Annotated in this window: 17 protein-coding genes; 6 read left to right on the top strand and 11 right to left on the bottom strand. The window is 61.9% G+C overall.

From position 1 onward, the window contains the following. Positions 1–243 precede the first annotated feature (243 nt). The 3 genes from clpB to AC1AV0_RS03490 all read left to right on the top strand — a co-directional run bounded on the left by clpB (position 244) and on the right by AC1AV0_RS03490 (position 5,439). Positions 244–2,904: an ATP-dependent chaperone ClpB gene (clpB, locus tag AC1AV0_RS03500; protein ID WP_476571155.1), complete on the top strand. Its 2,661-nt coding sequence runs from the start codon at positions 244–246 to the stop codon at positions 2,902–2,904. A 206-nt stretch (positions 2,905–3,110) separates the two neighbouring features. Beyond that, entirely contained in the window at positions 3,111–4,145 is a 1,035-nt protein-coding gene (gene gluQRS / locus AC1AV0_RS03495) for a tRNA glutamyl-Q(34) synthetase GluQRS (RefSeq protein WP_476571153.1), read from the top strand. Between the two features lie 247 nt (positions 4,146–4,392). Then, positions 4,393–5,439 carry a glycerophosphodiester phosphodiesterase family protein gene (locus tag AC1AV0_RS03490; protein WP_476571151.1) on the top strand — a complete coding sequence of 349 codons (1,047 nt, stop codon included), beginning with the start codon at positions 4,393–4,395 and terminating at the stop codon, positions 5,437–5,439. Here AC1AV0_RS03490 and rlmH read toward each other — a convergent pair whose 3' ends face one another. The 11 genes from rlmH to AC1AV0_RS03435 form a co-directional block, all read right to left on the bottom strand. Then, positions 5,440–5,919: a 23S rRNA (pseudouridine(1915)-N(3))-methyltransferase RlmH gene (gene rlmH / locus AC1AV0_RS03485; RefSeq protein ID WP_476571149.1), complete on the bottom strand. Its 480-nt coding sequence runs from the start codon at positions 5,917–5,919 to the stop codon at positions 5,440–5,442. After that, positions 5,919–6,560: a uracil phosphoribosyltransferase gene (gene upp, locus AC1AV0_RS03480; RefSeq protein ID WP_476571620.1), complete on the bottom strand. Its 642-nt coding sequence runs from the start codon at positions 6,558–6,560 to the stop codon at positions 5,919–5,921. The genes rlmH and upp overlap by 1 nt, the downstream gene beginning before the upstream one ends. 64 nt (positions 6,561–6,624) lie before the next feature. Next, positions 6,625–7,815 carry a LacI family DNA-binding transcriptional regulator gene (locus AC1AV0_RS03475; RefSeq protein WP_476571147.1) on the bottom strand — a complete coding sequence of 397 codons (1,191 nt, stop codon included), beginning with the start codon at positions 7,813–7,815 and terminating at the stop codon, positions 6,625–6,627. A 221-nt stretch (positions 7,816–8,036) separates the two neighbouring features. Then, positions 8,037–10,094, bottom strand: a complete 2,058-nt coding sequence (locus AC1AV0_RS03470) for a glycoside hydrolase family 31 protein (RefSeq protein WP_476571145.1) — start codon at positions 10,092–10,094, stop codon at positions 8,037–8,039. 613 nt (positions 10,095–10,707) lie between these two features. Then, positions 10,708–12,780 carry a glycoside hydrolase family 31 protein gene (locus tag AC1AV0_RS03465; protein ID WP_476571143.1) on the bottom strand — a complete coding sequence of 691 codons (2,073 nt, stop codon included), beginning with the start codon at positions 12,778–12,780 and terminating at the stop codon, positions 10,708–10,710. An 85-nt stretch (positions 12,781–12,865) separates the two neighbouring features. Continuing rightward, positions 12,866–13,681, bottom strand: coding sequence for a carbohydrate ABC transporter permease (locus tag AC1AV0_RS03460; protein ID WP_476571141.1), 816 nt, complete (start codon positions 13,679–13,681; stop codon positions 12,866–12,868). Position 13,682: 1 nt separating this feature from the next. Further along, a complete protein-coding gene (locus tag AC1AV0_RS03455) occupies positions 13,683–14,606 on the bottom strand; it encodes a carbohydrate ABC transporter permease (protein ID WP_476571139.1) in 924 nt (307 codons plus the stop codon). 149 nt (positions 14,607–14,755) lie between these two features. Then, positions 14,756–15,931 (bottom strand): ABC transporter substrate-binding protein, encoded by a 1,176-nt coding sequence (locus tag AC1AV0_RS03450; RefSeq protein WP_476571137.1) that lies wholly within the window; start codon positions 15,929–15,931, stop codon positions 14,756–14,758. Between the two features lie 184 nt (positions 15,932–16,115). After that, on the bottom strand, positions 16,116–17,111 hold the full coding sequence (locus AC1AV0_RS03445; RefSeq protein WP_476571135.1) for a LacI family DNA-binding transcriptional regulator: 996 nt from the start codon (positions 17,109–17,111) through the stop codon (positions 16,116–16,118). A 118-nt stretch (positions 17,112–17,229) separates the two neighbouring features. Beyond that, positions 17,230–17,865 carry a hypothetical protein gene (locus tag AC1AV0_RS03440; RefSeq protein WP_476571618.1) on the bottom strand — a complete coding sequence of 212 codons (636 nt, stop codon included), beginning with the start codon at positions 17,863–17,865 and terminating at the stop codon, positions 17,230–17,232. A 121-nt stretch (positions 17,866–17,986) separates the two neighbouring features. Next, a complete protein-coding gene (locus tag AC1AV0_RS03435) occupies positions 17,987–19,039 on the bottom strand; it encodes an NUDIX hydrolase (protein WP_476571133.1) in 1,053 nt (350 codons plus the stop codon). Positions 19,040–19,350: 311 nt separating this feature from the next. Here AC1AV0_RS03435 and AC1AV0_RS03430 point away from each other — a divergent pair, with 311 nt between their 5' ends. The 3 genes from AC1AV0_RS03430 (at position 19,351) to AC1AV0_RS03420 (ending at position 26,208) form a co-directional block, all read left to right on the top strand. Beyond that, on the top strand, positions 19,351–22,743 hold the full coding sequence (locus tag AC1AV0_RS03430) for a DUF5107 domain-containing protein (RefSeq protein ID WP_476571131.1): 3,393 nt from the start codon (positions 19,351–19,353) through the stop codon (positions 22,741–22,743). Positions 22,744–22,988: 245 nt separating this feature from the next. After that, the gene (locus AC1AV0_RS03425; RefSeq protein ID WP_476571129.1) at positions 22,989–24,629 is read left to right on the top strand and encodes a carboxypeptidase regulatory-like domain-containing protein; all 1,641 of its coding nucleotides are present in this window, start codon (positions 22,989–22,991) and stop codon (positions 24,627–24,629) included. Between the two features lie 328 nt (positions 24,630–24,957). Beyond that, the gene (locus tag AC1AV0_RS03420; protein ID WP_476571127.1) at positions 24,958–26,208 is read left to right on the top strand and encodes an ABC transporter substrate-binding protein; all 1,251 of its coding nucleotides are present in this window, start codon (positions 24,958–24,960) and stop codon (positions 26,206–26,208) included. Positions 26,209–26,345: the final 137 nt, after the last annotated feature.

Below are 26,345 nucleotides of genomic sequence, written 5' to 3'. Positions count from 1 at the left end.
GTCATCCCGAGCGAAGTCGAGGGATCTCAAATCGTTCGTCGGCGAGGACTTGAGATCTTTCGACTCTGGCTTCGCCTCCGCTCAAGATGACATGGGATATTAAAACTTGAGTCGAAGTCACTCAAGTTTTGGGAATAGATTGGTTCCTCCTGTGGTTGAGCATGTCAGGACATGACGAATGCGCCGTGGCGGGCCGCGGAAATCCGCGGAAACCGCACGGCGCGCAACAATGGAGGAACAGACATGGAACAGAAGCTCACCACCATGGCCCAAGAGGCCATCGGAGACGCTATCCAAAGCGCTTCGGCTGCAGGCAACGCGCAAATCGACACCCTGCATGTGCTGGATGCGCTGCTGCGTCAGGAGAATGGCCCGGTCCGCTCGCTGATCGAAGCAGCCGGCGGCGACGCGCAGTCCGTCGGCGCGGCCGTGCGCAACGCGCTGGTCGCTCTGCCGAGCGCCAGCGGCTCGACTACCTCGCAACCGCAGGCTAGCCGCCAGCTCACCGCGGCGATCGCGCAGGCCGAAAAGGAAATGCGCGACATGGGCGACGAATACGTCTCCACCGAGCATCTGCTCATCGGCATCGCCGCCAGCACGCCCAACCAAGGCGCCGACATCCTCAAATCCAACGGCATCACCCCCGAAGCCCTGCGCAAGGCCGTGCCCGGCGTGCGCGGCGGCGCGAAAGTCACCAGCCCCGACGCGGAAGGCAACTACAAGGCGCTGGAGAAATACTCCACCGACCTGACCGCCGCCGCGAAAGACGGCAAACTCGACCCCGTCATCGGCCGTGACCAGGAAATCCGCCGCGTGATCCAGATCCTGAGCCGCCGCACCAAAAACAACCCGGTGCTGATCGGAGAGCCCGGCGTGGGCAAAACCGCCGTGGTCGAAGGCCTGGCCCAGCGTATCGTGGCGGGCGACGTGCCCAGCACCCTGCAAGGCAAGAAGCTCATCAGTCTCGACCTGGGCTCCATGGTGGCCGGCTCCAAATACCGCGGCGAATTCGAGGAACGCCTCAAGGCCGTGCTGGAGGAGATCAAGAACGCCGACGGGCGGATCATCACCTTCATCGACGAGATCCACACCATCGTCGGCGCGGGCGCGGCCGAGGGGTCCATGGACGCGGGCAATATGCTCAAGCCCATGCTGGCCCGCGGCGAACTGCGCCTCATCGGCGCCACCACGCTCGACGAGTACCGCGAGAACGTGGAGAAGGACCCCGCCCTCGAACGCCGCTTCCAGCAGGTGTTCGTCGGCGAGCCGAGCGTGGAAGACACCATCGCCATCCTGCGTGGGCTCAAGCAGCGCTATGAGGCCCACCATAAGGTGACGATCGGCGATGACGCGCTTGTGGCCGCCGCCACCCTGTCCAACCGCTACATCTCCGGCCGCCAGTTGCCGGACAAGGCCATCGACCTGGTCGACGAGGCCGCCGCGCACCTGCGCATGGAGCTCGACTCCTCCCCGGAGGAGATCGACGAGCTGCAGCGCAAGGTCACGCGACTGGAAATGGAGGAGATGCAGCTCAAGAAGGCCGAGGATCCCGCATCCAAGGACCGTTTGGGCAAACTGCAGGGCGAACTCGCCGACACGCGCGAGCGTCTCGCCGGGCTCAAAGCCCGCTGGGACGCCGAACAGGCCGGCCATAACAAGGTCGGCGACCTGCGCGCCAAGCTCGACGACCTGCGCGTGCAGGCCGACAAGTTCACCCGCGAAGGCGATCTGGAGAAGGCTTCGAAGATCCTCTACGGAGAAATCCCCGCCATCCAGAAGGAACTCGCCGCCGCCGAACAGGCCGCGGACGCCGAATCCCAAGCGGACGCCGCGCAAGTCGAACCGATGGTGCCCGACCGTGTGGATGCCGACTCGGTGGCCGAAATCGTCTCCGACTGGACCGGCATCCCCGTCGGCCGCCTGATGCAGGGCGAAAACGAGAAGCTGCTGAGCATGGAAGACTACCTCGGCAAGCGCGTCATCGGGCAGAAGGAAGCCATCGCGGCCGTCTCGGACGCCGTGCGTCGCTCGCGCGCCGGCATCTCCGACCCGAACCGCCCCACCGGCTCCTTCCTGTTCCTCGGCCCCACCGGCGTGGGCAAAACCGAGCTGGCGAAGGCGCTCGCCGACTTCCTCTTCGACGACGAGCGTGCCATGGTGCGCATCGACATGTCGGAATACATGGAGAAGTCGAGCGTCAGCCGCCTGATCGGCGCCGCGCCCGGCTACATCGGCTACGAGCAGGGCGGCCAGCTCACCGAGGCCGTGCGTCGCCGCCCGTATTCGGTGGTGCTGTTCGACGAGGTGGAGAAGGCCAATCCGGAGATCTTCGACGTGCTGCTGCAGGTGCTCGACGACGGCCGACTGACCGACGGGCAGGGCAGGACCGTGGACTTCAAGAACACGATTCTGATCATGACCTCGAACCTCGGCTCGCAGTTCCTCGTGAACGAGGATATGGACGCGGACGCCAAGCGCAAGGCCGTGATGGACACCGTGCACATGAACTTCAAGCCGGAGTTCTTGAACCGCTTGGACGACACCGTGATGTTCCAGCCGCTCACCCGCGAGGAGCTCGGCGGCATCGTGGACATCCAGGTCAACGCCGTGGCCGCGCGCCTGACCGAACGCCGCATCACGCTCGACGTGACCGATTCGGCCCGCGAATGGCTCGCCAACACCGGTTACGATCCGGCCTACGGTGCGCGTCCGCTGCGCCGCCTGGTGCAGACCGAGGTCGGCGACCAGCTGGCCCGCATGCTGCTCGCCGGCAAGGTGCACGACGGCGACACCGTGCTCGTGGACCAGACCGGCGGCGATCACCTGGAACTCACCGCCTGGGCCTCCGACCAGCTTGTCGGCGACGATCCGACCGTGTCGGTCGGCAACGTCCAAGAAGACTGATCGTCCGCCCCACGTCATTCTGAGCGGAGGCGCAGCCGTAGTCGAGGAATCCCTGTTGAGATGCCTCGACTACGCTCGGCATGACGGGGAGGGTTGCGCTCGGCATGACGGGGTGGGTTGCGCTCGGCATAACGAGTTGGTGATGTCTGTACGATGATGGGTGGGTGTTGCGTTTGCAATATCCGCCCATCTTTTTTGGAGAGGTCATGACAGGACGATTCGCACCCACGCCATCGGGGCGCATGCATATCGGCAACGCGTACGCGATGCTCGCCGCGTGGTTGGACGCGCGCTCGCGCGGCGAACGCATGCTGCTGCGCATCGAGGATATCGACACCCCGCGCGTGCTGCCCGATGCTGACCGTCTGATGATGGACGACCTGACCTGGCTCGGTCTCGACTGGGATGGCCAGCCCGTCTACCAATCCGCGCCCGAACGCCAGACCCGGTACGAGGAGGCGCTGGCTTGCTTGACTGAAGCCGGTCTGGTCTATCCCTGCTTCTGCTCGCGCGCCGACCTGCGCGCCGCCTCCGCGCCCAACGAGGGCGACGGATTCATGGTGTATTCCGGTACCTGCCGCCGACTGATTGACGAACATCCCGACGAGGTCAAGGCGCGGCTAGATAGGGGCGATCGACATTCGCTGCGCGTCATCATGCCCGGCGGCTGGGCTGCTCCGCACGAGACCGCCGCCGACGCTTATTCGGGATTCGTGGATGAGGTGTTCGGCCCGCAACTGTTCAACCTGCCGCGCATGGTCGGCGATTCGGTGATCCGTCGCGCCGATGGACTGTTCGCCTATCAGCTGGTCGTCGTTGTTGATGACCTCGATATGGGCGTTGACCGCATCGTGCGCGGTCGTGACCTGCTGCGCTCCACAGCCCTGCAACGCTGGATTCGCGCGGCGTTGCTCGACGCGGGCTTCGTGCCGCAGTCAGCTGATCGCGTATCGGAACATCCGGTTTACGCGCATCTGCCGCTAATTGACAACGCGGCCGGCAAGCGTCTTGCCAAACGCGAACGTTCACTCGATATGGGAGCACTACGCGCTCGCGGAGTGACCGCCGAACAGGTGATTGGCTACTGTGCATACCTGCTCAATCTGCGACCCGATGCCGCATCGTGCTCCGCTGCCGAATTAGTATCGGACTTCTCATGGGAGCCATTGCGCGCCGAGCATGAAGACCGTGCCGTCGATCCTTCGAACCCTTCTTGTCCGGATTGGCTGGTTGAACGATAAACCGGACAATACGTCACAATCATATGAACCAGACAGAGGCAATCGTTGCCCATATTGAGCTGTCCATAAAGGCGAAAAACGAGTTTGGTGTGTCCGATTCGCCCAATATGGCCGATTCCTCACACCAAACTCGCAGATCAAACGGTTTAGCTGGAGACGTGGCGAGACCCCGGCACACCAAACTCGCATCGACGGCTTGACGCGCGTTGGGGCTACCCTTGAGACAAGCCAAATGGAAGGAAGCGAAATGTCGAAATTCCTCAGGAACGTTCTGGTCGGCGGCGCGGTTGCCGCAGGCGCCGCAGCGTGGGCTCTCGCCCCGCGCGCGTTCGGAGACAAGCGTCGCAATTACGTGCCGGCGGTTCCCGATGTGTGGTACGCCCACCGCGGTCTGCATGACGCCGGCTCCGGTCTGACCGCGCAATACGCCGTGGGCAGCGGCGACTATGTGGCCCTCGCCCGCCGTATGGCGATGAAGGCGGGATACGCCACGCCGGACGAAACCGGTCCGATCGCTCCGGAGAACTCGCTGGCCTCCTTCGCCGCCGCCTGCGAGGCCGGCTACGGCATCGAACTCGATATCCAGCTGACGTTGGACGGCCAGGTCGTGGTCGTGCATGATGACGATCTGCTGCGCGTGGCCGGAGACCCGCGTCGCATCGAAGACCTGACCTACGACGAGCTGACCCGCATCCCGCTGTTCCAAGGTTCCAAGCCGGGCGACGCTGCGGCCAAGCCGTTGCCCGGCGCCGAGCAGCGCCCGCCGCTGGTCACCACGCCTTCCACCGCGCCCCAAGGCTACTACCAGCATGTGCCGCTGTTCGCCGACGTGCTCAAGGTTGTGGCCGGCCGTGTGCCGCTGATTGTGGAATACAAATTCGACTGCGACGCCCGCTGGAATGAGCGTTGCGATCTGCTGATGGAGCAGGGCGACGCGCTGCTCCAAAACTACGAGGGTGCGTACGTCGTCGAGTCGTTCCACCCCCAGGCCATGCGTTGGTACAAGGAGCATCGCCCGGAGGTGTGCCGCGGTCAGCTGGCCGAAGCGGCGTCGATGGGCGAGGCCGGAGCGTCGGCGTGGGCCGCCGGCCTGCTGGTGTTCGACTGCCTGTCCCGCCCCGATTTCGTGGCTTACGATTGGCGCGGCGGCAATACACCGCAGGTGCGCGCCGCCCGCTCGATGGGCGCGACCACCGTCTCATGGACGGTGCGCAGCCAAGACGAACTCGCCGAATGCGACGCCTGGTTCGACCGCCACATCTTCGAATCCTTCGTGCCGGATTCTCGACAGTAATTACTTGTGGTAAGGCTCGTGCGCGTTGATTTTGTAGGCCCGATACACCTGTTCGAGCAGAATCACGCGCATGAGCTGATGCGGGAACGTCATCTTCGAGAAGCTGAGCTTCATATCCGCGCGTCTCAGCACGGCCTCGTCGAGCCCGATTGATCCGCCGATCACGAATTGGATATGGCTGATGCCGCGCAATCCCCATTGCGCGAGATTCGACGCCAGCTCCTCCGACGAGAGCATCTTGCCGTCGATGGCCAACGCCACGACGAACGCGTCTGATTTGAGATGTTTGGCGATACGCTCGCCTTCTTTGGCGCGAATCTGACGCTCCACGCCCTCACTGGCGTGGTCGGGCGTCTTCTCGTCCGCCACTTCGAGAATGGAGAGTTTGCAATAACGGGAAAGCCGCTTGGCATACTCACCGATGGCGTCGGCAAGATAACGTTCCTTGATCCTGCCGACGCACGCGATGTCGATCTGCATCAGTCGATCACGCCGTACAGGCGGTCGCCCGCGTCGCCCAGACCCGGCACGATGTAGCACTTTTCGTCGAGCTTCTCGTCGACGCCGCACACCACGATCTTGAAGTCGATGGACGGGTCGATGTTCTCCTCGACGAACTTGATGCCTTCGGGCGCGGCGATGATGTTGATCGCCGTAACGTCCTTCGCGCCGCGTTCCGCCAGATAATGCGTGGCGGCGACCAGCGTGCCGCCGGTGGCGAGCATCGGGTCGATGAGGAAGCACTGACGGCCGGAGAGGTCGTCGGGCAGACGGTTCGCGTAGGTGATCTGCTGGGTGGGATGCTCCTCGTCACGCTTCATGCCCAGGAAGCCGACCTCGGCGGTCGGAATCATCTTGGTCATGCCGTCGAGCATGCCGAGTCCCGCACGCAGCACGGGCACGATGATCGGCGCGGGGGAGGCGATATGCTTGCCCACCATCGGTGCGACCGGCGTTTCGATGGGCTTGTCGACCACGGCGAGTCCGCGGGTGGCCTCGTAGGCCTCCAGCATCACGAGTTCGGTGACGAGCTCGCGGAAGGTGGAGGAGGGGGTGTTCTTGTTGCGCAGCACGGTGAGCTTATGCTCGACCAGCGGATGGTCCAAAACATGAAGATCAATACTCATACGTCCAAGATTAACGCGACTGCCGCCCGGCCGCGACCGCGCCGCGCGAGAGCCTCCCCTAGAGCGCCGGATTCCGTTCGGCGCTGCCACGCCGTGCGAGGGTGAATCCGACGGTGCGAATCTGCGGTGTATACGTGTCGGCTGCGCTGGTCGCGTCGGTTACGCTGGTTGCGTCGGCCGTACGGGTCACGCCGCCTGTGCCGGCATTCTTGGCTCCGTCGGTCTTGCCAGCTGCGGCTCCGCCAACCGTGTCCGCCTTGGCTTTGCCGTCCGCGCCGGTAGCTCCGGCCCCCGCAACCCCGCCGTCAAGACGTGAGATCAGCAAATCCAAACATGCGGCGGCCACCTCGCCGGCGTCCACGCACACGCTGGTCAGTCCGGGCGTGGTGTAGCGCCCATCCTCCACGCCGTCGAAGCCCACAATGGCGACCTCGTTGGGCACGTTGATCCCGGCATCGGTCAGCGCCTTCAGCGCGCCGATGGCGATCGGATCGTTCAGGCAGCACACGCCGTCGAAATCGCGCCGTTCCGCCAGAATCCGCGTCATCAGCTCGTATCCGCCCTGGCGGCTCCACAGGCACCCGTAGACGTTTTCCTCGCGATACTCCAATCCCGACTCCCGCAGCCCGCGCATGGCGCCGAGCAGACGCCGCCGTCCGGAGGTGTTCGCTGTGGCGAGTTCCTCGGGCGACGCATAGTCATCGCCGATCACCAGCACGTTGCGGCAGCCCTGCTGGGCCAGATGCCGCGCGGCCGCCCGCATGCCCTCGACGCATGGGGTGAACACGCAATCCGCCTGTTCCTCCAATCCGAATCCGTCGAAGAACACCAGCGGCTGCGTGCGCCCGAACGCCAGAATGTCGGCGGCGTCGGAGCTGGGCCAGCACACGATCGTGCCGTCGCAGACCTGCGTGGCCGGGCTGGCCAGAACCCGCTGTTCGAAGTCGCGTGAGAAGCGGGTCTGCTGCACGATCGCCTGATATCCGCGCTCCTGCGCCAAATCGGAGACGCGGGCGGCGAGGTCTGCGGGGAAGATGAGGTCGAAGTCGGTCATGGTCAGGCCGATGACGTGCGTGCGTCCGGAGCTGAGCTGTCGCGCCGCGATATTCGGCCGGTATCCGAGCTTTTTGGCGGCGGCGAGCACGCGTCGCGCGGTTTCCGCTTTGACGATCGTTTTGCCGCGCAGCGCGTTCGACGCGGTCATCCGCGATACTCCGGCGCGCGCCGCCACATCATCGAGCGTGACCATACCCGCCTCCTTTCGCCCTCATGTTGCGTCTCTTCATGCTACAGCGTGGGAGCCGCACCCACGCACGTCCGCGTCTAGCTGATGGCCGGGCTGTCTTCCTATCGCTTCGCGTAAGGCCGTGCTCGCGCGGAGTCATGAATCACATGAGACGCATGACTTCGCGCACGTCAGTGGGGCCGTGCGGCACTCCCCGCACGACCCCACTGACGTCAGCATCAGCCCTAGATCATCCCCGCGATTCCATGGTCGGCACCGTTGCGGGCGAACAGCGGCAGCACATCGAGCGGAGCCTCGACGGCGACGGTCTGGCCGCCGGCGTACTGCGCGCCGTCGTGCAGATTCGTCCATGTGGTCGACGCATCGCCGGGCAGATACACCTCGCGCGAGCGCGCGCCGAATTCGGTGACCGGCGCGACCAGCAGGTCCGGTCCGAAGAGGTACTCGTCGGCCACGTTGGCCGCCGCCTCATCGTTCGGGAACTCGTAGAACAGGCCGCGCACCAAGGGCTGCCCGTCGGTGTGGGCGGCGTCGAAGAGCTCGCGCGTGTACGGGCGCAGGGCCTCGCGCACGTGGATGTACTTGATCATCAGCTTCTCGATGGTCTCGCCGTAGCTCCACGGCTCGTTGTCGGCGCCGGTGTGGATGTGGTCGATGGGGTTGCCCTTGCGGTCGGTGGTGGGCTTGCCGGGCACGCGGGTTCCGGGCAGACGGTCGCCGTGGTTGCGCATCACGGGGGAGAGGCAGGAGAACTGGCACCAGCGCGCGTACAGCTCGCGGAACTCCTCGCTCTCCGGGTCGCCCATCGCGAATCCGCCCATGTCGGTGGTGAACCACGGGATGCCTGCGACGCCCATGTGGATGGCGCAGGTGATCTGCGCTTTGAGGTCATCGAAGGTGGAGTGCACGTCGCCCGACCACACGAGCGAGCCGTAGCGCTGGGATCCGGCCCAGGCGGCGCGGGTGAGGTTCACGATGTCGTCCTGCCGGCCGATAGCGAGCTGGCCGTCGTAGAAGGTCTTGTTGTACAGCTGCGGGTACACGTTGCCGACCTTGTTCACCGGGCCGAGATGGTAGAGGTAGTGGTCGTAGTCGTAGTCGCCGCCCCATTCCGGCTCGGCCTCGTCGAGCCAGAACGCGTCCACGCCGAGGTCGGTGTAGTTCTTCTTGGAGAGCGCCCACACGTACGCGCGCGCCTCGGGGTTGGTGGCGTCGAAGAACTGGTTGTCGCGCGGCCACCACATGCCCACGTCCTTGCCCTGGCGGGTTTTGGCCAGGTAGTTGTTGCGGCGCATCTCGTCGTAGTTCTCCGACTCGAGGTCGATCTGCGGCCACACGGAGACCATGAGTTTGATGCCCATCTCGTGCAGTTCGTCGGCCATGGCCTTGGGATCGGGCCAGAACTCCTCGTCAAAGCGGAAGTCGCCCATCAGCGGCCAGTGGAAGAAGTCGATGACGATCAGGTCGATGGGAATGTCGCGGCGCTTGAACTCGCGCGCCACCTCGAGCAGTTGCTCCTGATTCCAGTAGCGCAGCTTGCACTGCCAGAAGCCCAGGCCCCATTCGGGCATGACGGGCGCGTGGCCGGTCGCGTCGGCATACTGGCGTTCGATCTGCGCGGGGGTGCCGCCCGTGGTGACCCAGTAGTCGATCTGGTCGCAGGCGGCGGCCTGCCATTGGGTGGTGTTGCGCGCGAAGGTGGCGCGTCCGACGGCCGGATTGTGCCACAGGAAGCCGTATCCGGCGGAGGAGAGTACGAAGGGCACGGAGACCTGCGAGTTGCGGTGCGCGAGTTCCAGCGTGGTGCCCTTGAGATCCATCACCGGCTGCTGGTATTCGCCCATGCCGTAAAGATGTTCGGCGTCGTTCGCCTCGAAGGTCACGGTGGTGCGTGCGCCGCCGCCGGGCAGCGACTCGTACTTGCGGGCGCGCAGACGCAGCGCGCCGCCGTCGCCCGATTCACGCAGCAGCATGGTGCCGTCGGTTTTGGCGAAGCCGAGTCGGCAGGCGCTGCCTTCCGCGTTGGCTTCGGCGGTGACGACGAGATCGCCGTTGGTCAGGCTGGCGGTGGCGCCACCGTCGGCGCGTTCCTCGATGGCGATGGTGGGCGCGGTGCCTGCTTCAGGCTCGAGCAGGGCCCAGTCGGCCGGGGCGATGGGTTCCATCAGTCGGGCGCGCACGCGCACGCTGTTCGCTCCCCATGCTTCGATGCGCAGATACTCTCCGTCTCCGGTCCATTCGAGGGCGTTGCCCAAGGCTCGGAAAGTGTGGGTGGTGGTCATGGCAGCTCCTGTGCTGGTCGGCGCCGTCTGAGGCGTCGGTGCGGATAAGGTGTGCGTGACGTTCGGGGAAGAGGTATCCGACGTCACGCGCCAGTATCATTGTAGCGCTAAAATTGTAGCGCTACAACAAAGTCGCACCACGGCGTTTCGTGAGGTGTCGGTAAACCGGACGCATGTGCCCTAATGCAAATAACTTGCGCGAGTTTTATGCGCTGATGCAAAAAAGTCACGCGACTTTTTGGTAATTCATACCAATAAGTCACGCGAGTTATTTGCATTCTGCTATGACGGATACCGCCGGTGCAGGCACTAAGCGGAATTCGAGACAAGAATCGCTCAAGAAAGAGGGAATGCGCCGAACCGTGAAAGCGCCTGTCGGCGCAAGGGCCGCTCGCGGCGGCAAAAAATGGAGCCCGGGGCTTAAGCACGGCCCGACGCGGATATCAGTATAAGGCACGCGCGGCTGAGGGCGCGCGCGGATGATGCGTTCCGCTTAAAAAAGATGCCGCCCCGCGTAAGCCCGCCGTTCGACGCGATGTGCCCCATCCACGAATTCTCGTCGATGGGGCACAGGAATGGTTCGCGGCTTGCCGCCGCGCGGAGACGCTTCCGGTTACAGCGCGCCAGCCAGACCGTGGTCGCGGCCGTTGCGGGCGAACACCGGAATCACATCGAGCGGAGCGTCGACTTCAATCGTGACGCCTCCCTGGTGCACGTTGCCGTCATGCAGGCTGGTCCAGCTGGTGCCGGCGTCTCCCGGCAGGTAGACCTCGCGTGAACGTGCGCCCTCCTCGACCACCGGCGCGACCAGCAGATCGGCGCCCAGCATGTATTCGTCCGCGATGTCCGCGGCGGTGGCGTCGTCGGGGAACTCGTAGAACAGGCCGCGCATCAGCGGATGTCCGGTGCGGTGGGCCTCGTCGAACAGCTCACGCATGTACTCGCGCATCTTCTCGCGGATGCCGATGTACTTGACGAACACCGCCTCCACATCCTCGCCGTAGCTCCACGGCTCGTTGTCCGCGCCGGAGGGCGAGCGATGCTCGCCGGCGGCGTTGGTGATGGTCTGCTTCATCGTGCCGTCCGGCTGCAGCCCGCTGCGGTCGCCGTGGTTGCGCATCACGGGGGAGAAGCAGGAGAACTGGCACCAGCGGGCGAGCACCTCGCGGAAGTAGTCGGAGTTGATGTCGCCGTCGTGGAATCCGCCCATATCGGTGGTGAACCACGGAATGCCTGCCATGCCCATATGGATGGCGCAGGTCACCTGCGCTTTGAGATCGTCGAAGGTGGATCCCACGTCGCCGCTCCACACCAGTGCGCCGTAGCGCTGGGAGCCCGCCCATGCGCAACGGGTGAGGTTCACGATCTCGTTCTCGCGGCCCATGGCCAGCTGGCCCTCGTAGAAGCCGCGGTTGTATTCGCGCGGGTACAGGTTGGCGATCTGCTGGTTGGGGCCGGCGAAGTAGCGGTAGTTCTCGAAATCGTAGGTGCCGTACTCCGGTTCGGCCTCGTCGAGCCAGAACGCGTCGGCGCCCAGCTCGGCGTAGTTGGCGCGGCATTTGCCCCACACGTAGGCGCGAGCCCTGGGGTTGGTGGCGTCATAGAACTGGCTCGGCCCCTCGAACATCATGCCGATGTCCTCGCCCGCGTCCGCCTTGACCAGCAGGTTGCGCGACTTCATCTCGGCGTAGTTCTCGGAGGCGACGGCCACCTGCGGCCACACGGAGACCATGAGTTTGATGCCCATCTCGTGCAGTTCGTCGGCCATGGCCTTGGGATCGGGCCAGAACTCCTCCTCGAAGCGGAAGTCGCCCATGTGGGGCCAGTGGAAGAAGTCGATGACGATCAGGTCGATGGGGATTTCGCGGCGCTTGAATTCGCGCGCCACTTCGAGCAGTTGCTCCTGGTTCCAGTAGCGCAGCTTGCACTGCCAGAAGCCGAGTCCCCATTCGGGCATGACGGGCGCGTGGCCGGTCGCGTCGGCGTAATGCTCCATGATGGCGGCGGGGGTGCCGCCCGCGCAGATCCAGTAGTCGATCTGGCTGGTGGCGTCGGCCTTCCATTCGGTGCGGTTCTTGCCGAAGGTCACCGATCCGATGGCCGGATTGTTCCACAGGAAGCCGTATCCGGCGGAGGAGACCACGAACGGCACTGACGCTTGGGAGTTGCGGTGCGCGAGTTCCAGCGTGCAGCCCTTGAGATCCATGACGTTCTGCTGGTATTCGCCCATGCCGTAGAGGCGTTCGTCCGCGGGGGCTTCGAAGGAGACGGTGACTTTGCATTCCCCGCCGGTGATCGGCTGGAAGCGGCGGGCATGCAGGTTCAGCGATCCGCCGCGCGGCGCTTCACGCAGCAGTTCCTTGCCGTCGGCGGTGAGGAAGGTCAGCGCGCAGCGGGGCTCCTCATAGCCCGATCCGCTGTACACGCCGTCGGTGGCCACGGCTTTGACCACGATGTTGCCGTTGCGCAGTTGGGCGGTGTTGGCCGCTTCGTCGATGTCGACGCGCGCGTCGGGGCTGGGGGAGGCCGGTTCGGGCAGCAGCGCCCATTCGGGATTCTCCACTTCGTGCATGCGGGCGGAGCGGACGCGGATGGAATCCGCTCCCCACGGCTCTATGCGCAGGTATTCGCCGTCGCCGGTCCAGGTCAGTGCGTTGCCGTCCGCTGCGAACGTTACTACGGTCATGATGGGTCCTTTGTTGGTTGGAGTTCCGTGGGGAAGCCGGCGACGGCCTCTCCACGGAACGCATTGTTTTGGGATGGGTGGGCGCTCAGTCCTTGACGGCGCCTGCGGTCACGCCCGCGGCCACGTACTTCTGGGCGACGATGAGCATCAGGGCGGTGGGGATGGAGGCCAGCACGGCGGTGGCCATCATCGGACCCCACTCCTGGTTCTGCGCGCCGATGTAGTCGTACAGGCCCATGGTGATGGGGCGCAGACGCCCGCCGCCCGCGTTGAGGGTGGAGGCGAACATGAAGTCGCTCCACGCCCACAGGAAGCTGAACAGCGAGGTGGTCACAATCGAATTGCGCGAAAGCGGCACCACGATTTTGGCGAACACCGTCCACTGGTTCGCGCCGTCGATTTGGGCGGCCTCGATCAGGGAGTGCGGCATGCCCATCATGAAGGAGCTCAGCAGCATCACGGCGAAAGGCACGGCCACCGTCGAATCGGCGATGATCAGGCCTGGAATGGTGTCGAGCAGGCCGATCTCGTTGAAGATCTGGTAGAAGCCGAGCGCCATGACCACGGCCGGAATCATCTGGGCGACGATCAGCAGGAAGTTGGTGGTTTTGCGCCCCTTATGCAGCAGGAACGCGATGGCGTACGAGGAGGGCATCGCGATGACGAGCGTGAAAAGCACGCATCCGATGGCGATCAGCAGCGAGGTGCCGAGGTAGGGCAGCTGGTCGGAGAAGGCCCGCTGGAAGTTCTCCATCGTGAAGCTCTTGGGGTACAGGTCGCCCGAGCGGATGGCGGAACGGTCGGTGAACGCGATGTTGATCATCCAGTAGATGGGGAACAGCATGATGAGGGTGAGGACCACGCCGATCGCGGTCTTCCACCAAGTGGAGCGTTGCTGCATCTTACTTTCCTTCCTCTTCGTTGCGCTGCGCCCACAGGTAGACGAACGCGAAGATCAGTGCGATGGCGATGAGTATGGTGCCGATGACGGAGGCCTCGGAGTATTGGATGGTCGCGGAGGTTCCCTTGCCGAAGGCCATCTCATAGGCCCAGGTGGCGAGGGTTCGCGACGAGCCGGTGCCCTTGGTCATGATCCAGATGATGTCCACGGTTTTGAGCGTGTAGACGAAGCCCAGCAGCAGGGTGATCATGGTGACGGGCTTGAGCAGCGGGAAGGTGATCTTCCAGAAGCGCTGCCACGCGTTGCAGCCGTCCAGTGAGGCGGCCTCGTACAGGTCCACGCTGATGTTCTGCAGTCCGGAGTAGAGAATCACCAGATTGAATGGGATGCCCAGCCAGATGTTGGCGATGATCACGGCCCACAGCGAGCGGTCGGCCTGCAGCCACCAGACCGGATCCATGCCGAACAGTCCGATGAATCTGTTGATGATGCCGTTGTCGGCGTCCATCATCCACTGCCAGATGGTGCCGGAGATCATCGGCGGCAGCAGCCAGGGCACGAGGAACGCGCCGCGCAGCAGGCCGGAGAGTTTGAAATGCTGGTTGAAGAACACGGCCAGAGCCAGTCCGAGCGCGTATTGGAAGATGATGGACAACGCCACGAAAATCAGCGTCTGCCTGAGGGTGGTCCAGAATTCGGGGGTGGAGAGCACCTCCTTGTAGACCTCGAGTCCCGACCAGGGGGCGTCTCCGGTGATGAAGGTTTTGCGGGTGAAGCGGTGCAGGCTCATGGAGATGTTCTGGATGAGCGGAGCGACGTAGAAGATCAGCATGTATATGGCCAGCGGCGCGGCGAAACCGATCGCCGCCAGCGTGGTGGGCTTGACGCGGCGTCGCGTCTGCACCTGTGGAGCGGAATGGGACATAATGCACCTTTTTTTCGAGTGGAACGATGAAGCTGGAGGGGGATGGCGGGGTGTGCGAAGGTATGGGAAAGGGTACGGCCCGGTAGGCACTGGGCCGTACCCATGAAGGAAGGGGAAGGGAAGTGTGGAGTGGGGCTTGAGGTGCGGGCTCAGCTGTTGAGCGCGGCCTGAAGATCCTCGGAAAGCTGGGCGGAGATGGTCTCGTATTCGAGTCCGACCTCGGTGGTGCGGCCCTCGGCGCTCTCCACGGCGTCGACCCACGGGGCCCAGACGTCGTTCTCCGCGACCTGCTGCTCACGCACGTCGCTCTTGGCCGCGAGGTAGACCATTTCGTCGTTGGTGGCCTTGAGGTTCTCATCCGTGCCGATCAGGCATTCGATGACGTCCACGGTGGCCTGCAGCTTCTCGTCGCTGATGTTCTCCTGAGTGGGGATGGTGATGAACTCGCCGCCGGTGGGCACGGGGGCCACGCCGCCGTCCTTGGCGGGGATGGAGATCATCTCGAAGCCCTGTTCCTTGGCCGATTCGGCCTGCCAGGATCCGTTCTCGGAGAAGCCGTATTCGCCGGTGAGGAAGAGATCCCAGGCGGCGGACTGGTTGTCGGTGGCCACGGACTTGGGAGCCCAGCCGTTCTTGACCCAGCCGGAGACCAGATCGAGCGCGTCCTGCTCGGCCTGCGAGCCGGCGGCGTCGGTCAGGTCGCCGCCCGCGCCCCAGAACCACGGCAGGAACTGGAAGGTGCCCTCCTCGCCGGAGATGCCGGCGAAGGTGATGCCCTTGGCACCGGATTCGACGACCTTCTCGATGGCGGCGTTCAGGGAATCCCAGTCGGTGATGGAGGCCGGGTCGACGCCCGCCTTCTCCAGCACTTCAGGGTTGTAGTAGAGGCCGAGGGCGTTGGAGCCATAGGAGACGCCGTACTGCACGCCGTCGATGATGCCGGGGCCCTCGATGTTCGCGTCGAATCCGGAGACGTCCACGCCGGCGGCCTCGATGTCGGTGACCAGGCCGGCATCCACGGCGGTCGGCATCTTCGGGTTGTCGATCAGGGCGATCTGCGGGGCGTTGCCGGCCTTGACGGCCGTGGTCAGGTTGTTGAGCAGATCGGACTGGGCGTAGCCGACGCGCTTGACCGTGTAGCCCTCGGGGGCGCAGTCCTTGACGAAGGCCTCCCAGGTGCTGTCGGCGGTCTTCTGGGGGTACGGATCCCAAAATTCGATGGTGTTGGCGTCCTGCGAGGAGGCCGAGCCGCAGCCGGCGAGGCTGACGGCGGTGGCGCAGGCCGCGATTGAGGCGAGGATGCGACGGGCAGTGGAGGTGTTCATCTCTGTTCCTTTCGGAGGGTTTTTGATTGGGCGGTTTCGGTGCCGTTCCTAGGGGAGGCTCGTCGTGAACAGCGCTGATGACGACTGGCCTGTGGTTATTTAACCGGTTCAATGGGATAAATATAACACCCTTATCAATACAATGCAAATCGTTTTTTGGCACTAAGGCCGCAAACCCTTGTGATTATTGGTATTTAAGCGACATAGGAAAGTCAAAAGCCTGCCTGACCATCGGCGCGTCGTGGTTGGCGATGCGTGAGAGCAGCAGCATGATGGCCGTCTCCGCCAAAACCGAGATGTCGATGTCGATGGAGACAAAGGGAATCCTCATCGAATTGAACAGCTGTTTGGGGAACAGCGTCACGACGCGCAGGTCGTCGGGCACGCGCACCCCAAGGTCGGTGAAGGTCTGCGAGGCGACGATGGTGGCCGATTCGTTGTGCAGCACCATGGCGGTGGCGCTCGGGTAATCACGCAGCGACTCTGCAATCGTCACGGCGGGGTCGGATTCGTCGTCTTCGGGGAAGACGATATGCACTTGGATGCCGCGGGCTTTGGCCTCTTCGATGATGGTGTCGCGGAATCGCAGCGCGAAGCCCATCTTCCTGCGGAAAATGTTATGCGACCACAGCAGCAGGATGATTTCGGTATGCCCCTCCTGCGCGAGGTATTCGATGGTGCGTCGGGCCGCCTTGGGAAAATCGCTGTCGACGGTGTCGAGTCCGTAGGAATCCTTCGGGGAGCCGAACGCCACGGTCGGCGCGCCCAGCGAGGCCGCCATGGACAGGCGCGGATCGTCGTCGCTGACGTCCATCAGGATGAATCCGTCGACCTTCTTCGAGGCCCACGCCTTGTTCAGCGCCTGGTCGCCGGAGTCACTGCAGATGGAGAGAGTGTCGTATCCGAATTTCGCCGCCTGCTCGGAGAGCAGATACATATGCAGGCCGAACAGCGCCGATAGGTACGAGCCGTGGTATGCGGGCGAGATGATGCCCAAGGTCATGGTTTTCTTCACCGACAGCGCGCGGGCCGCGTGGTTGACGGTATAGCCCAGATCCGCGACCGCTTTGCGCACTTTGGCGGCCGTCTGTTCCGTGATGCGCGGATCGTCGGACAGCACGTAGGAGACGGTGGCTTTGGAGACCCCGGCGGCGCGCGCCACATCGGAGATGTTGACCATGGCTTCTCCTCCCGCCGTGGGTGAATCGCGTATGCGTTTGGTTTCAACCTTACTCCGTCATACGACCCCGGACAGGCGCTTGCTCGGAAAAGGCGGGGAATATCGGGGGGTTAAGGGCCTACTCGAGGCGTCCCCGACGCCACAGATTCGCGCCGTGCTGAAAGTCCTTGGCGGTGGCGAACAGATTGCCGGCGGTGTGCATCAGACGCGCGGCCTTGGTGCGCAGGGCGTTCTCGTCGATGCCGCCTGCCGAATCGACGGCGGAACCGGCGGCCGCGCCGTTGTTCGCGGCGACGACCATCTTGTGGGCCTCGACGCGCAATCCGGTGGCCACCACGTCGGTGAAGGCGTAGGCGCGTTCCAGCGCCACGGCGAAATCACCGGTGAACGCGCCGGAGAGAATCGAATCCGCCAGCCGGGCGATGTCATCCTCCGTGGGGGCCTGATCCACACCGGCGATGGCGGAGGCGGACGTCGCCACCGGCTCGCCCACGCGCCACAGTCGCGCGATCGAATCGCGATGCTGGCGCATCCACGTGCGCAGCATATACAGCCTCCACAGAATGCCGGGCAGCGAATCCGGTTCGGAGGAGCTCCACAATTCGGCGATCACATCCACGCCCTCGCGGTCCACCAGCGTGAGCACGCGCTCCACCACGGCCGGATCCTCGCTGTGATGCACGCGGTCGAGCAGCGCGGCCGCGGAGACATGCGCCAGTTCGCTGACCGCCTGCGGATCCATGCCGCCGGCCATCTGCTCAAGCAGACCGGGGGCGAGTTGGCCCGGGCGGCTCGGCCGCGCGCCCACGCCGGACGGGGCGAATCCCGCGCCGGCCGCGCGCACCGACCCGTTGCCGGGGCCGAAATGCGAGGGATTAATAGACAAGTGGTGCCACCTTTTGGATATCGATGATCTTGAGGCCGTCCGGGCCACCCGTCACGAACAGGGCCACGGCGGTGCCGGTCGGCATGTACGGCGATTTGGCGATCAGCCGTTTCGCCAGCATTTTCGACGCGCACATCGCGCGCAGGTATTTGAACATACCACCGATCACCGGGCGGTGCATGCAGATCGCGTCGGTTCGTCCGCTGGCGAATGTGAGCTGGATCTCCTTCAGCAGCGTGTCCCACGCGGCTTTCGGATTCTCGGCGTAGGCGTCTTCGGTCAGCGCGTCGAGATGGACCATCGGCTGGTTGGTCTGCCAAGAGAGCCCCTGCAGGGTCTGCTGGCAGCGCAGCCACGGCGAGGTGGCGAGACGGGTCGGGTTGTAGCAGGCGAGTTCGCGGTTGAGCGCGTAGGAGTCGGCCGCGCCCTTCGGGGTGATTGGGCGGTTCGCGTCGGTGCCCTTCCAGTTCTTGCGCGCCTCGGCCTTGCCGTGCCGCACCAGCAGCACCGGCACGGCCTGCGCCGCGCCCTCCTCGATGCGGTCCACGAACAGGGCGAGCACATCGCGGTCGGTGGAGTGGGTGAGCATTTTGCGCGCCTTCGTCACCGACACCCACACGATATCGTCGATTTCGCCGACGTCCGCGCGCTGCACCGGGCCTAGAGCGGCGTGCATGCGCTCGGCGTCCTCATCGCTGACGGGGGTGGCCATCCAGTAGAGGATGTGTTTGGTGTCCGCCGAGCGGTCCTTGGAACGGCGGGATTTGCGCCCCTCCTGGTCCAACGGGTATTCGACCTCGCCCAAGTAGGGTCCCAACGCCACGGGAACGCCGGTCTCCTCGCTGATTTCGCGCACGGCGGCGTGGCGATGCGATTCGTTGATCTCCAGCTTGCCCTTCGGCCAGCTCCAATCGTCGTATTTCGGGCGGTGCACCACGCACACCTCGATGCGCTCGAGGATGCGCTTGGCATCCTCACCGGAAGAAGGCGCGGGACGCAGCCGGTACAGGATTCCGCCGGCCGCCTCCACGATCTGTCTCATCTTGGTTCCCATAGTTGTATTGTATGCGGCGATAACGCGGTGCACGACGGAATGCGCAAGTTTTTGCACGGGAGGCAGTGTCTGTTTGTCGATGGGGATAGATGATTGCGCGCATGTGTCAGCTACTAAGTAAATCAGTGCGAATGTGGTATTCGTGGTGAGCAATTTTTAGATATAAAGATGCAAGCATTCTATACAGATACTTGAAAAACGGTCATATCGTTAAATCAGGAAAACGACATGGTTGTCGTGAACCAATAAGAGAACACAATGCAAATGAGTCATCCCCGCATTCGAAAGGAGCCGCAGGCATGATTGAGACCACGACCGACAACGCGCGCACATCCGCTGTAGCCGTGCGTGACACCACTCTCGTTATTCCCACCTATGAGGTCGGGGATCCGGATAAAAACCCTCAGTTCATTGAGAAGCGTGTGTATCAGGGATCGACGGGCAAGGTATATCCGTATCCGGTAATCGAGTCCATCAAGGACGAGAAGGTCGATAAGCGATACAAAGCGGTCATCATCGAGAACGAGTATCTCGAGGTGACGGTGCTACCTGAGTTGGGCGGACGTATCCAGTATGCCAAGGACAAGACCAACGACTACGACTTCGTGTACCGCAACGACGTGATCAAGCCGGCGCTTGTCGGTCTGCTTGGCCCGTGGATTTCCGGCGGCATCGAATTCAACTGGCCCCAACATCACCGTCCGACCACCTACATGCCAGTCGACTACCAGCTCGTCGACCTGTCCGATGGCGGCAAGGGCGTGCAATGCCACGACGTCGACCAAATCCATGGCACCGAGGTCGTCACCACCATCGCGCTGTATCCGGGCAAGGCATACATCGAGATCACCGGCGACCTATACAACGGCACCAGCTTCCCGCAGACCTTCCTGTGGTGGGCCAATCCGGCCGTGCCGGTCAACGAGCACACGCGCACAGTCATGCCGCCGGACGTGGCCGCCGTGATGGACCACGGCAAGCGCGACGTCTCCCGCTATCCGATCGCCACTGGCACTTACTACAAGCATGACTATTCCGAGGGCGTGGACATCGGACGCTATAAGAACGTCCCTGTACCGACCTCCTATATGGCGGCAGGTTCTGAGTACGACTTTGTGGGCGGTTACGATTTCGGTGTAGGCGCGGGCATTCTGCACTACGCCGACCATCACATCAGCCCTGGTAAGAAGCAGTGGGTGTGGGGCTGCGGCGACTTCGGTCAGACCTGGGACCGCAACCTGACGGATGAGAACGGTCCGTACGCCGAGCTCATGACCGGTGTGTACACCGACAACCAGCCCGACTTCACCTGGCTCAAACCGTTCGAATCGAAGAAGTTCACGCAATACTTCATGCCATACAAGGGCGTGGGGCTGGTCAAGAATGCCACCCTCGACGCCGCGGTGAACCTCGAGTTCGGCCCGGTCGACCCGGCGAAGGCCGCCGGGGAGATTGAGGGCGTCGACGGTGCAGGATTGAGCGATGGGCAGGGACGCGTCACCGTATATGCCACCCATGCCGTCGCCGCCGCGCACGTGGCTGTGACGACCGCCGCGGGTGAGACACTGTTCGAGACCGTGGCGCCGATGTCCCCAACCAACGTTGTGTCCGCCGAGTTCGCTACTCACGGAGCCTCTCCGACCGATATGACCGTGACGGTGACCGACACTGTCGACGGCCGCACGCTCGTGGCTTACACGCCACAACCAGAGAAGATCGACAAGGTGCCCGAGCCCGCGCGGGCCGCCGCCGCGCCCGAGGACATCCTCTCCATCGAAGAGCTTTTTTTGACCGGCTTGCATCTTGAGCAGTACCGTCACGCCACGTATTTGCCGGATTCCTACTATCTGGAAGGGCTAAAGAGAGATTCGGGCGACGCACGTATCAATAACGCGTATGGTCGCCTGCTCATGCGCCGTGGCGCTTTCGAGGAGGCCAAGCCATATTTCGATGCGGCGATTGATCGTCTTACTTATCGAAATCCGAACCCATACGACTCCGAGGTCTATACGAACCTTGGTCTCAATGAGTTGTTCCTTGGTCATGATGATGCGGCCTATGATGCCTTTTACAAGGCCACATGGGACGATGCCCAGCAGGAGCACGCCTGGTACTGGCTCTCCGCCGTTGCCGCTCGTCGCGGCGAATGGCAGAACGCCCTCGATTTCATGGAGCGCTCGTTGGCGAGAAACACGAAGAACCTCCGTGCCCGCGGTCTCAAGGCATATATTGAGCGTCGTCTCGGACGCGTCGATGAAGCCCGTGCCATGGTTGAAGCGAATCTTGCAGACGATGCGTTCGACTTCGTTTCCGGTTTCGAACGCTTCTTGGCAGACGGCGACGAGCGTGTGTTTGCTCTTATGCGCGGCTTTGCGCAGAACTACCTCAAAACCGCCCGTGACTACATCGCCTTCGGCGCGTTCGATGAAGCCCTCGCGCTATTGTCTCGCGCCGATCAGCGCGATCCGATGGTGAGATACTACGAATCCGATCTCGCGGCCCGGCTTGGGTACGACGATGACGCGCTCGTCCACTTGAAGGCCGCCGAATCTGCGGATGGCGCCTACTGCTTCCCGAACAAGCTTGAGGACATCGCCGTGCTGCGAGGCGCGATCGAACGCGGGCAAGCGTGCGCCATTGCCACGCCCAAGGCGTCCTACTATCTTGGCTGTCTGTATTACGACCGATTGCAGTTCGATACGGCCATCGAACTGTGGGAGCGCAGCGAGGATGCGGACCCGGGCTTCCCGACCGTGCACCGCAATCTGTCCTTGGCCTATTACAACAAGCGGCATGACGCAGACGCGTCGCTCGCCGAAATGGAGGAGGCGTTCCGACTGGACGAGTCCGATCCACGTGTGTTTCTTGAACTTGATCAGCTGCACCGCACGCTGGGATGGAGCTATGAGCGCCGCCTGTGTGAATTCGAGAAGCATCTTGACGTGATTGACGGGCGCGACGATTTGACCATCGAATACCTCACTGTGCTCAACCTCACCGGTAATCACGCCAAAGCCTATGAACTCATGGGCAAGCGGCGGTTCCATCCGTGGGAGGGAGGCGAAGGCAAGGTCACCGCGCAGTACCGCATTGCTCTCACTCTGCTGGCCAAGGACGCCATGGCCTCCGAGGATTGGGCTCGAGCCAAGGAATTGCTGGTCGAGGCGCAGTCGTATCCGGAGAATTTGGGCGAGGGTAAGCTCGAGGGGCAGAAAGACAACGACCTGCACTACTATCTCGGCGTGATCGAGCGCCAGCTCGGCAACGAGCAGACCGCATGTGACGAGTTCCGCAGGGCAACCGTCGGTCCCGACGAGGTGAAGGGCGCGATGTACTACAACGACCAGCCCGCCGAGATGATCCTCTTCCAAGGACTGGCACATCAGGCGCTCGGCGAGACCGGTCCGGCCAACGCCCGCTTCTACCGTCTGCTTGACTTTGGCGAACAGCATCTGGAAGACGAGGTCAGCATCGAATACTTCGCCGTGTCCCTGCCTGATTTCCTTATCTACGACAAGGACTACACACGGATGAACCACATTCATTGTGAGTACGTGATGGCCCTTGCCAACATCGGATTGGGGAACGCTGACAAGGCGAGTGAGCTATTGTCCGAAGCTCTGGCCGAGGACCCGAGCCACATCCAGGCCAACCTGTTCCTCGACGAACTGGAACACCGTCACACCTTGTAAGGACTGGATGCCGACTGACACTTGATTTGTGTCATGGGGTTTTCGACTGGAGGGAGAGCCTAACCAGGTTCTCCCTCCAGCTATTTTGATCTTCGTGTCTGAGGCTTGAATGAGTTGTTTTTCTATATCAGTGCGCAATTCCGTTTGATGGAGTGGCCTGAACGTCAGATTACGATGAATTATCCCAAAGATGGGATGAGAAAACCCAAGCAATGTTTGAAATATGTGAATGACAAGGAGGTCTGATGCATCGTTCATCATGGTTACATCGCCTAGTGGTGAATTGGGATCCAGTGATGCTGTATGCGGGTGGGCGTGTCGGTTGGGCAATGGCCGAAAAGGACGACTCTCTGGATGTCAATGTTGTGGATAATACCGCTTTGTTTGATTTTGATGGCAAGGCACTGCCCGCGCTTGATGCCTATATGCAGAACACTCGTGGCGTGAGCGGTGGAAACATCGTCGGCTCTGTTGTGGACGGTGAAAGACGGCCGGTCCGTGGCGTTGCGGTAACGGCTGGCGGTATTACTGTGACGACCAATCGCCATGGCGGGTTTTTCGTCGCTGGCGTCGAAACTGGTGTCGTCGATGTAACGGTCTCCGCCGGTGAACTGGGGGCGGCTGCAAAGGTCGGTGTCTCCGTCGCTGCAGGGGATACTGTGAACGTCGATGCCATCCAATTGTCAGGTGTGCAAGGTTTGTGTGATGTGTCCGGAATGGTGCAGAGTTCTGACGGCGGTTCGCTTGATGAGGCTGGTGTGAAGCTTATCGACTCATCCTACGGCGAGATTTATGCGACCGGTACTGATATAACGGGGGCGTTTACCATCCGCAACGTTCCTGCCGGGGCGTATACGCTGGAGATAACTAAGCCGGGCTTTGTGACGCTATCCGAACAGGTGCATGTTACTGATGGCATGCGCGTCAATCGGATTCTTGAGGGCGATGTCGGAACGATTTCAGGCATGGTGCTCGGAGTTGACGATCAACCTGTCGCTGGTGCGGTGGTCACTCTTGACGACGGCGGCGGTACCGTAACGACTAGTGCGGATGGCAGATTCCGATTTGAAGGTGTCTTGTCAGGCGCGCGTACCGTTGCCGTAACGCTAGAAGGCTGCTTGTCCGATGAGGACGACTCTGTTATGGTTTCCCAAGGGGGCGAGGCGGAAGTCACCTTGCATTTGGCTCGTGCTATTCCTGTTCTCAACCCTGGATTCGAAGAAGAAGGGGCTTCCGGATATGATTCGATTGCAAACTGGGACGTGACGCAACTACCTGCCAATTCTGTGATTCGTCAGGATCGTAGCGGGTTCGGTGGCGCGTATGAGGGAAGATTCGGCCTGTCATTGTGGAACGAATCTGCATATACCGCTGAAGTGTCGCAACATTTGATAGGACTTGAAGCTGGGCGGTACGTACTGCGTGCCGCCACTTATTCCGGAGTCACCGGCGTGCTCACGATGCAAATACGAGACGAAAGTGGTGCATTACTGGCTGAGCGTGTCATTGAGCCAAGTGCCGGTTATCTGCCGAGCTCGCTGGAATTCTCAACGAATGGCGGGAATGCTGTTGTGACCTTTGCGGTTGATGCTTTAGCGGGAGATTGGGCGGTTATCGATGCCGTAGAGTTCGGTTATCTGGGTAATGCCTCGGTGAAGGATACTGAAAATCCTGACGGTACGGCGAATCCTGATTCCGACACGGATAATGGTTCCGGTCAAGATGATGACCGTGGAACTGGTGCGCGCGCGAACAATGTTCAGCAGTCGGGAGACGAGGATGATATCTCGAATACGGGTGCCGCGACTATTGTGTCGACGATGATATCTGGTGCGCTGGTCGCAGCGGGTGTCTTGCTGCTGGCGCTCAAACGCATGCGCAGATGATGGCATGGCAATATCCGAAAGAGGTCCGCGGCTGGAGTCGTGGACCTCTTTCGTTTAAGGGGCCGAACTGTTTATTGGGTGCAGTTGCTATATAACAGCAGATGTCAAGAATTATATATTCTATAGCAAAAAAAGAATATGATATGTAGAAAATCGGACACATAATTGACATGTATCAAACCATGATATAGAGTTTAGAAAACTGCTGAGATTTTCTATTCTCTTCTGTAATAAAGTAGAAAAACAGACAATGATGTGATCTCGACAACGAGTTGTTAAAAATGATAAGAATGATCATGAATTGTCTTCAACAAGGAGGTTAGGGACGATGAAGTTCAGCATGAAGCCGATGGCGGCCCTTGGTATCGCAGCGTTGGTTCTGCCATTGGCTGCTTGTGGCAGCGCGGGAGGTTCCGGGAAAACGGAGATCACGTTTTTTGCCAATAACACGCAGGACGCCTATTCGAAGGTTCTTGAAGGATTCCAAGCGGCCAACCCTGATATTGAGGTCAAGTTCAGCACCACCAACGGTGCACAGGCCGGCTATCAGCAGACTTTGCAGACCCGTATCTCTGGCGGACAGCTTGCGGATGTTTTCGTTGCGCCGCCCGAGCAGCTGGCTGAACTCGTCAAAAATGGCGTGGTGAAGGATCTGACCGACGAGCCGTTCATGGAGAGCATCGGCGATACGAATAAGGCGCAGTCCACTGTGGATGGCAGAGTCTACTCAATGTCTACCACGGCATGGTCTAATGCCTACGCCTATAACAAAGATCTGCTGGCCAAAGCTGGGTACGAGAGCATTCCTGAAACTTGGGATGAATTCATCGATATGCTTAAGGCGCTGAAGGACGCCGGTGTGGAGAAGCCTTATCTGGAGCCCAAAGCCGGCCTTGGCGCTCCGGTGGAAGCATGGATAGGCTATGATTCCTCGACGCAGGACAAGTCCATTGATCAGCAGATCGGTGATGGTGACACTACGTTTGCAAAAAGCTATGTGAAGTATTACGACGAATGGGCGAAACTCCTCGATGAAGGCGTGATGGGTTCCGAGGTTACCGGTCTGGCTGATGACCAAGTCCGTTCTGAATTTGCCGCCGGTCGTCTAGCGGTTATGCCTTCTGGATACTGGGATGTGAACACTTTCAAGGACGCTGGCATTAATTTCGCGTTCGGTCGTATTCCTATGCTGGAGGAAGGCGATGACGCATGGGCGCCGGGCTCTGCCGATTCTGGTTATGCCATCAGCGCCAAGACCAGCGGCGATAAGCTGGAGGCTGCAGAGAAGTTCCTAACGTATCTCGCATCACCGGAAGGTCTCAAAGCCATTCAAGACGGTGCCGGACTGATCCCTTCCACCAAGAACTACACGCCGGAAATCGATGAGACGTTTCAAGAGCCGTACGATCTGTACTTCGCCACCGGTCATGTCTATCTGAACACTCTCGGATGGCCGACCGCCGGACGTTCCGCTTTGCGCGCCGAAACCTTCTCCCAACTTCAGCAGGTTGCACTTGGTCAGATCGCTCCCGATCAGGCCTGCGTGAATCTGGACACCAAGCTCAAGACGCTCTCCTGAGCCAGAACTCACCGTCCCGAAGTCCTTTCTCTCACGTTGATCCGTGAGAGGTGGGGGAAAGGACTTCAGGAGCCGTATCATCAAGAAAGTGTCCTGACATGACTGCAATCGAACGCGGCGCCGATACTATTGCTTCG

The sequence above is a fragment of the Bifidobacterium sp. LH_558 genome, assembly GCF_056356295.1.
This window is presented reverse-complemented; position numbering and strand designations above follow the sequence as displayed.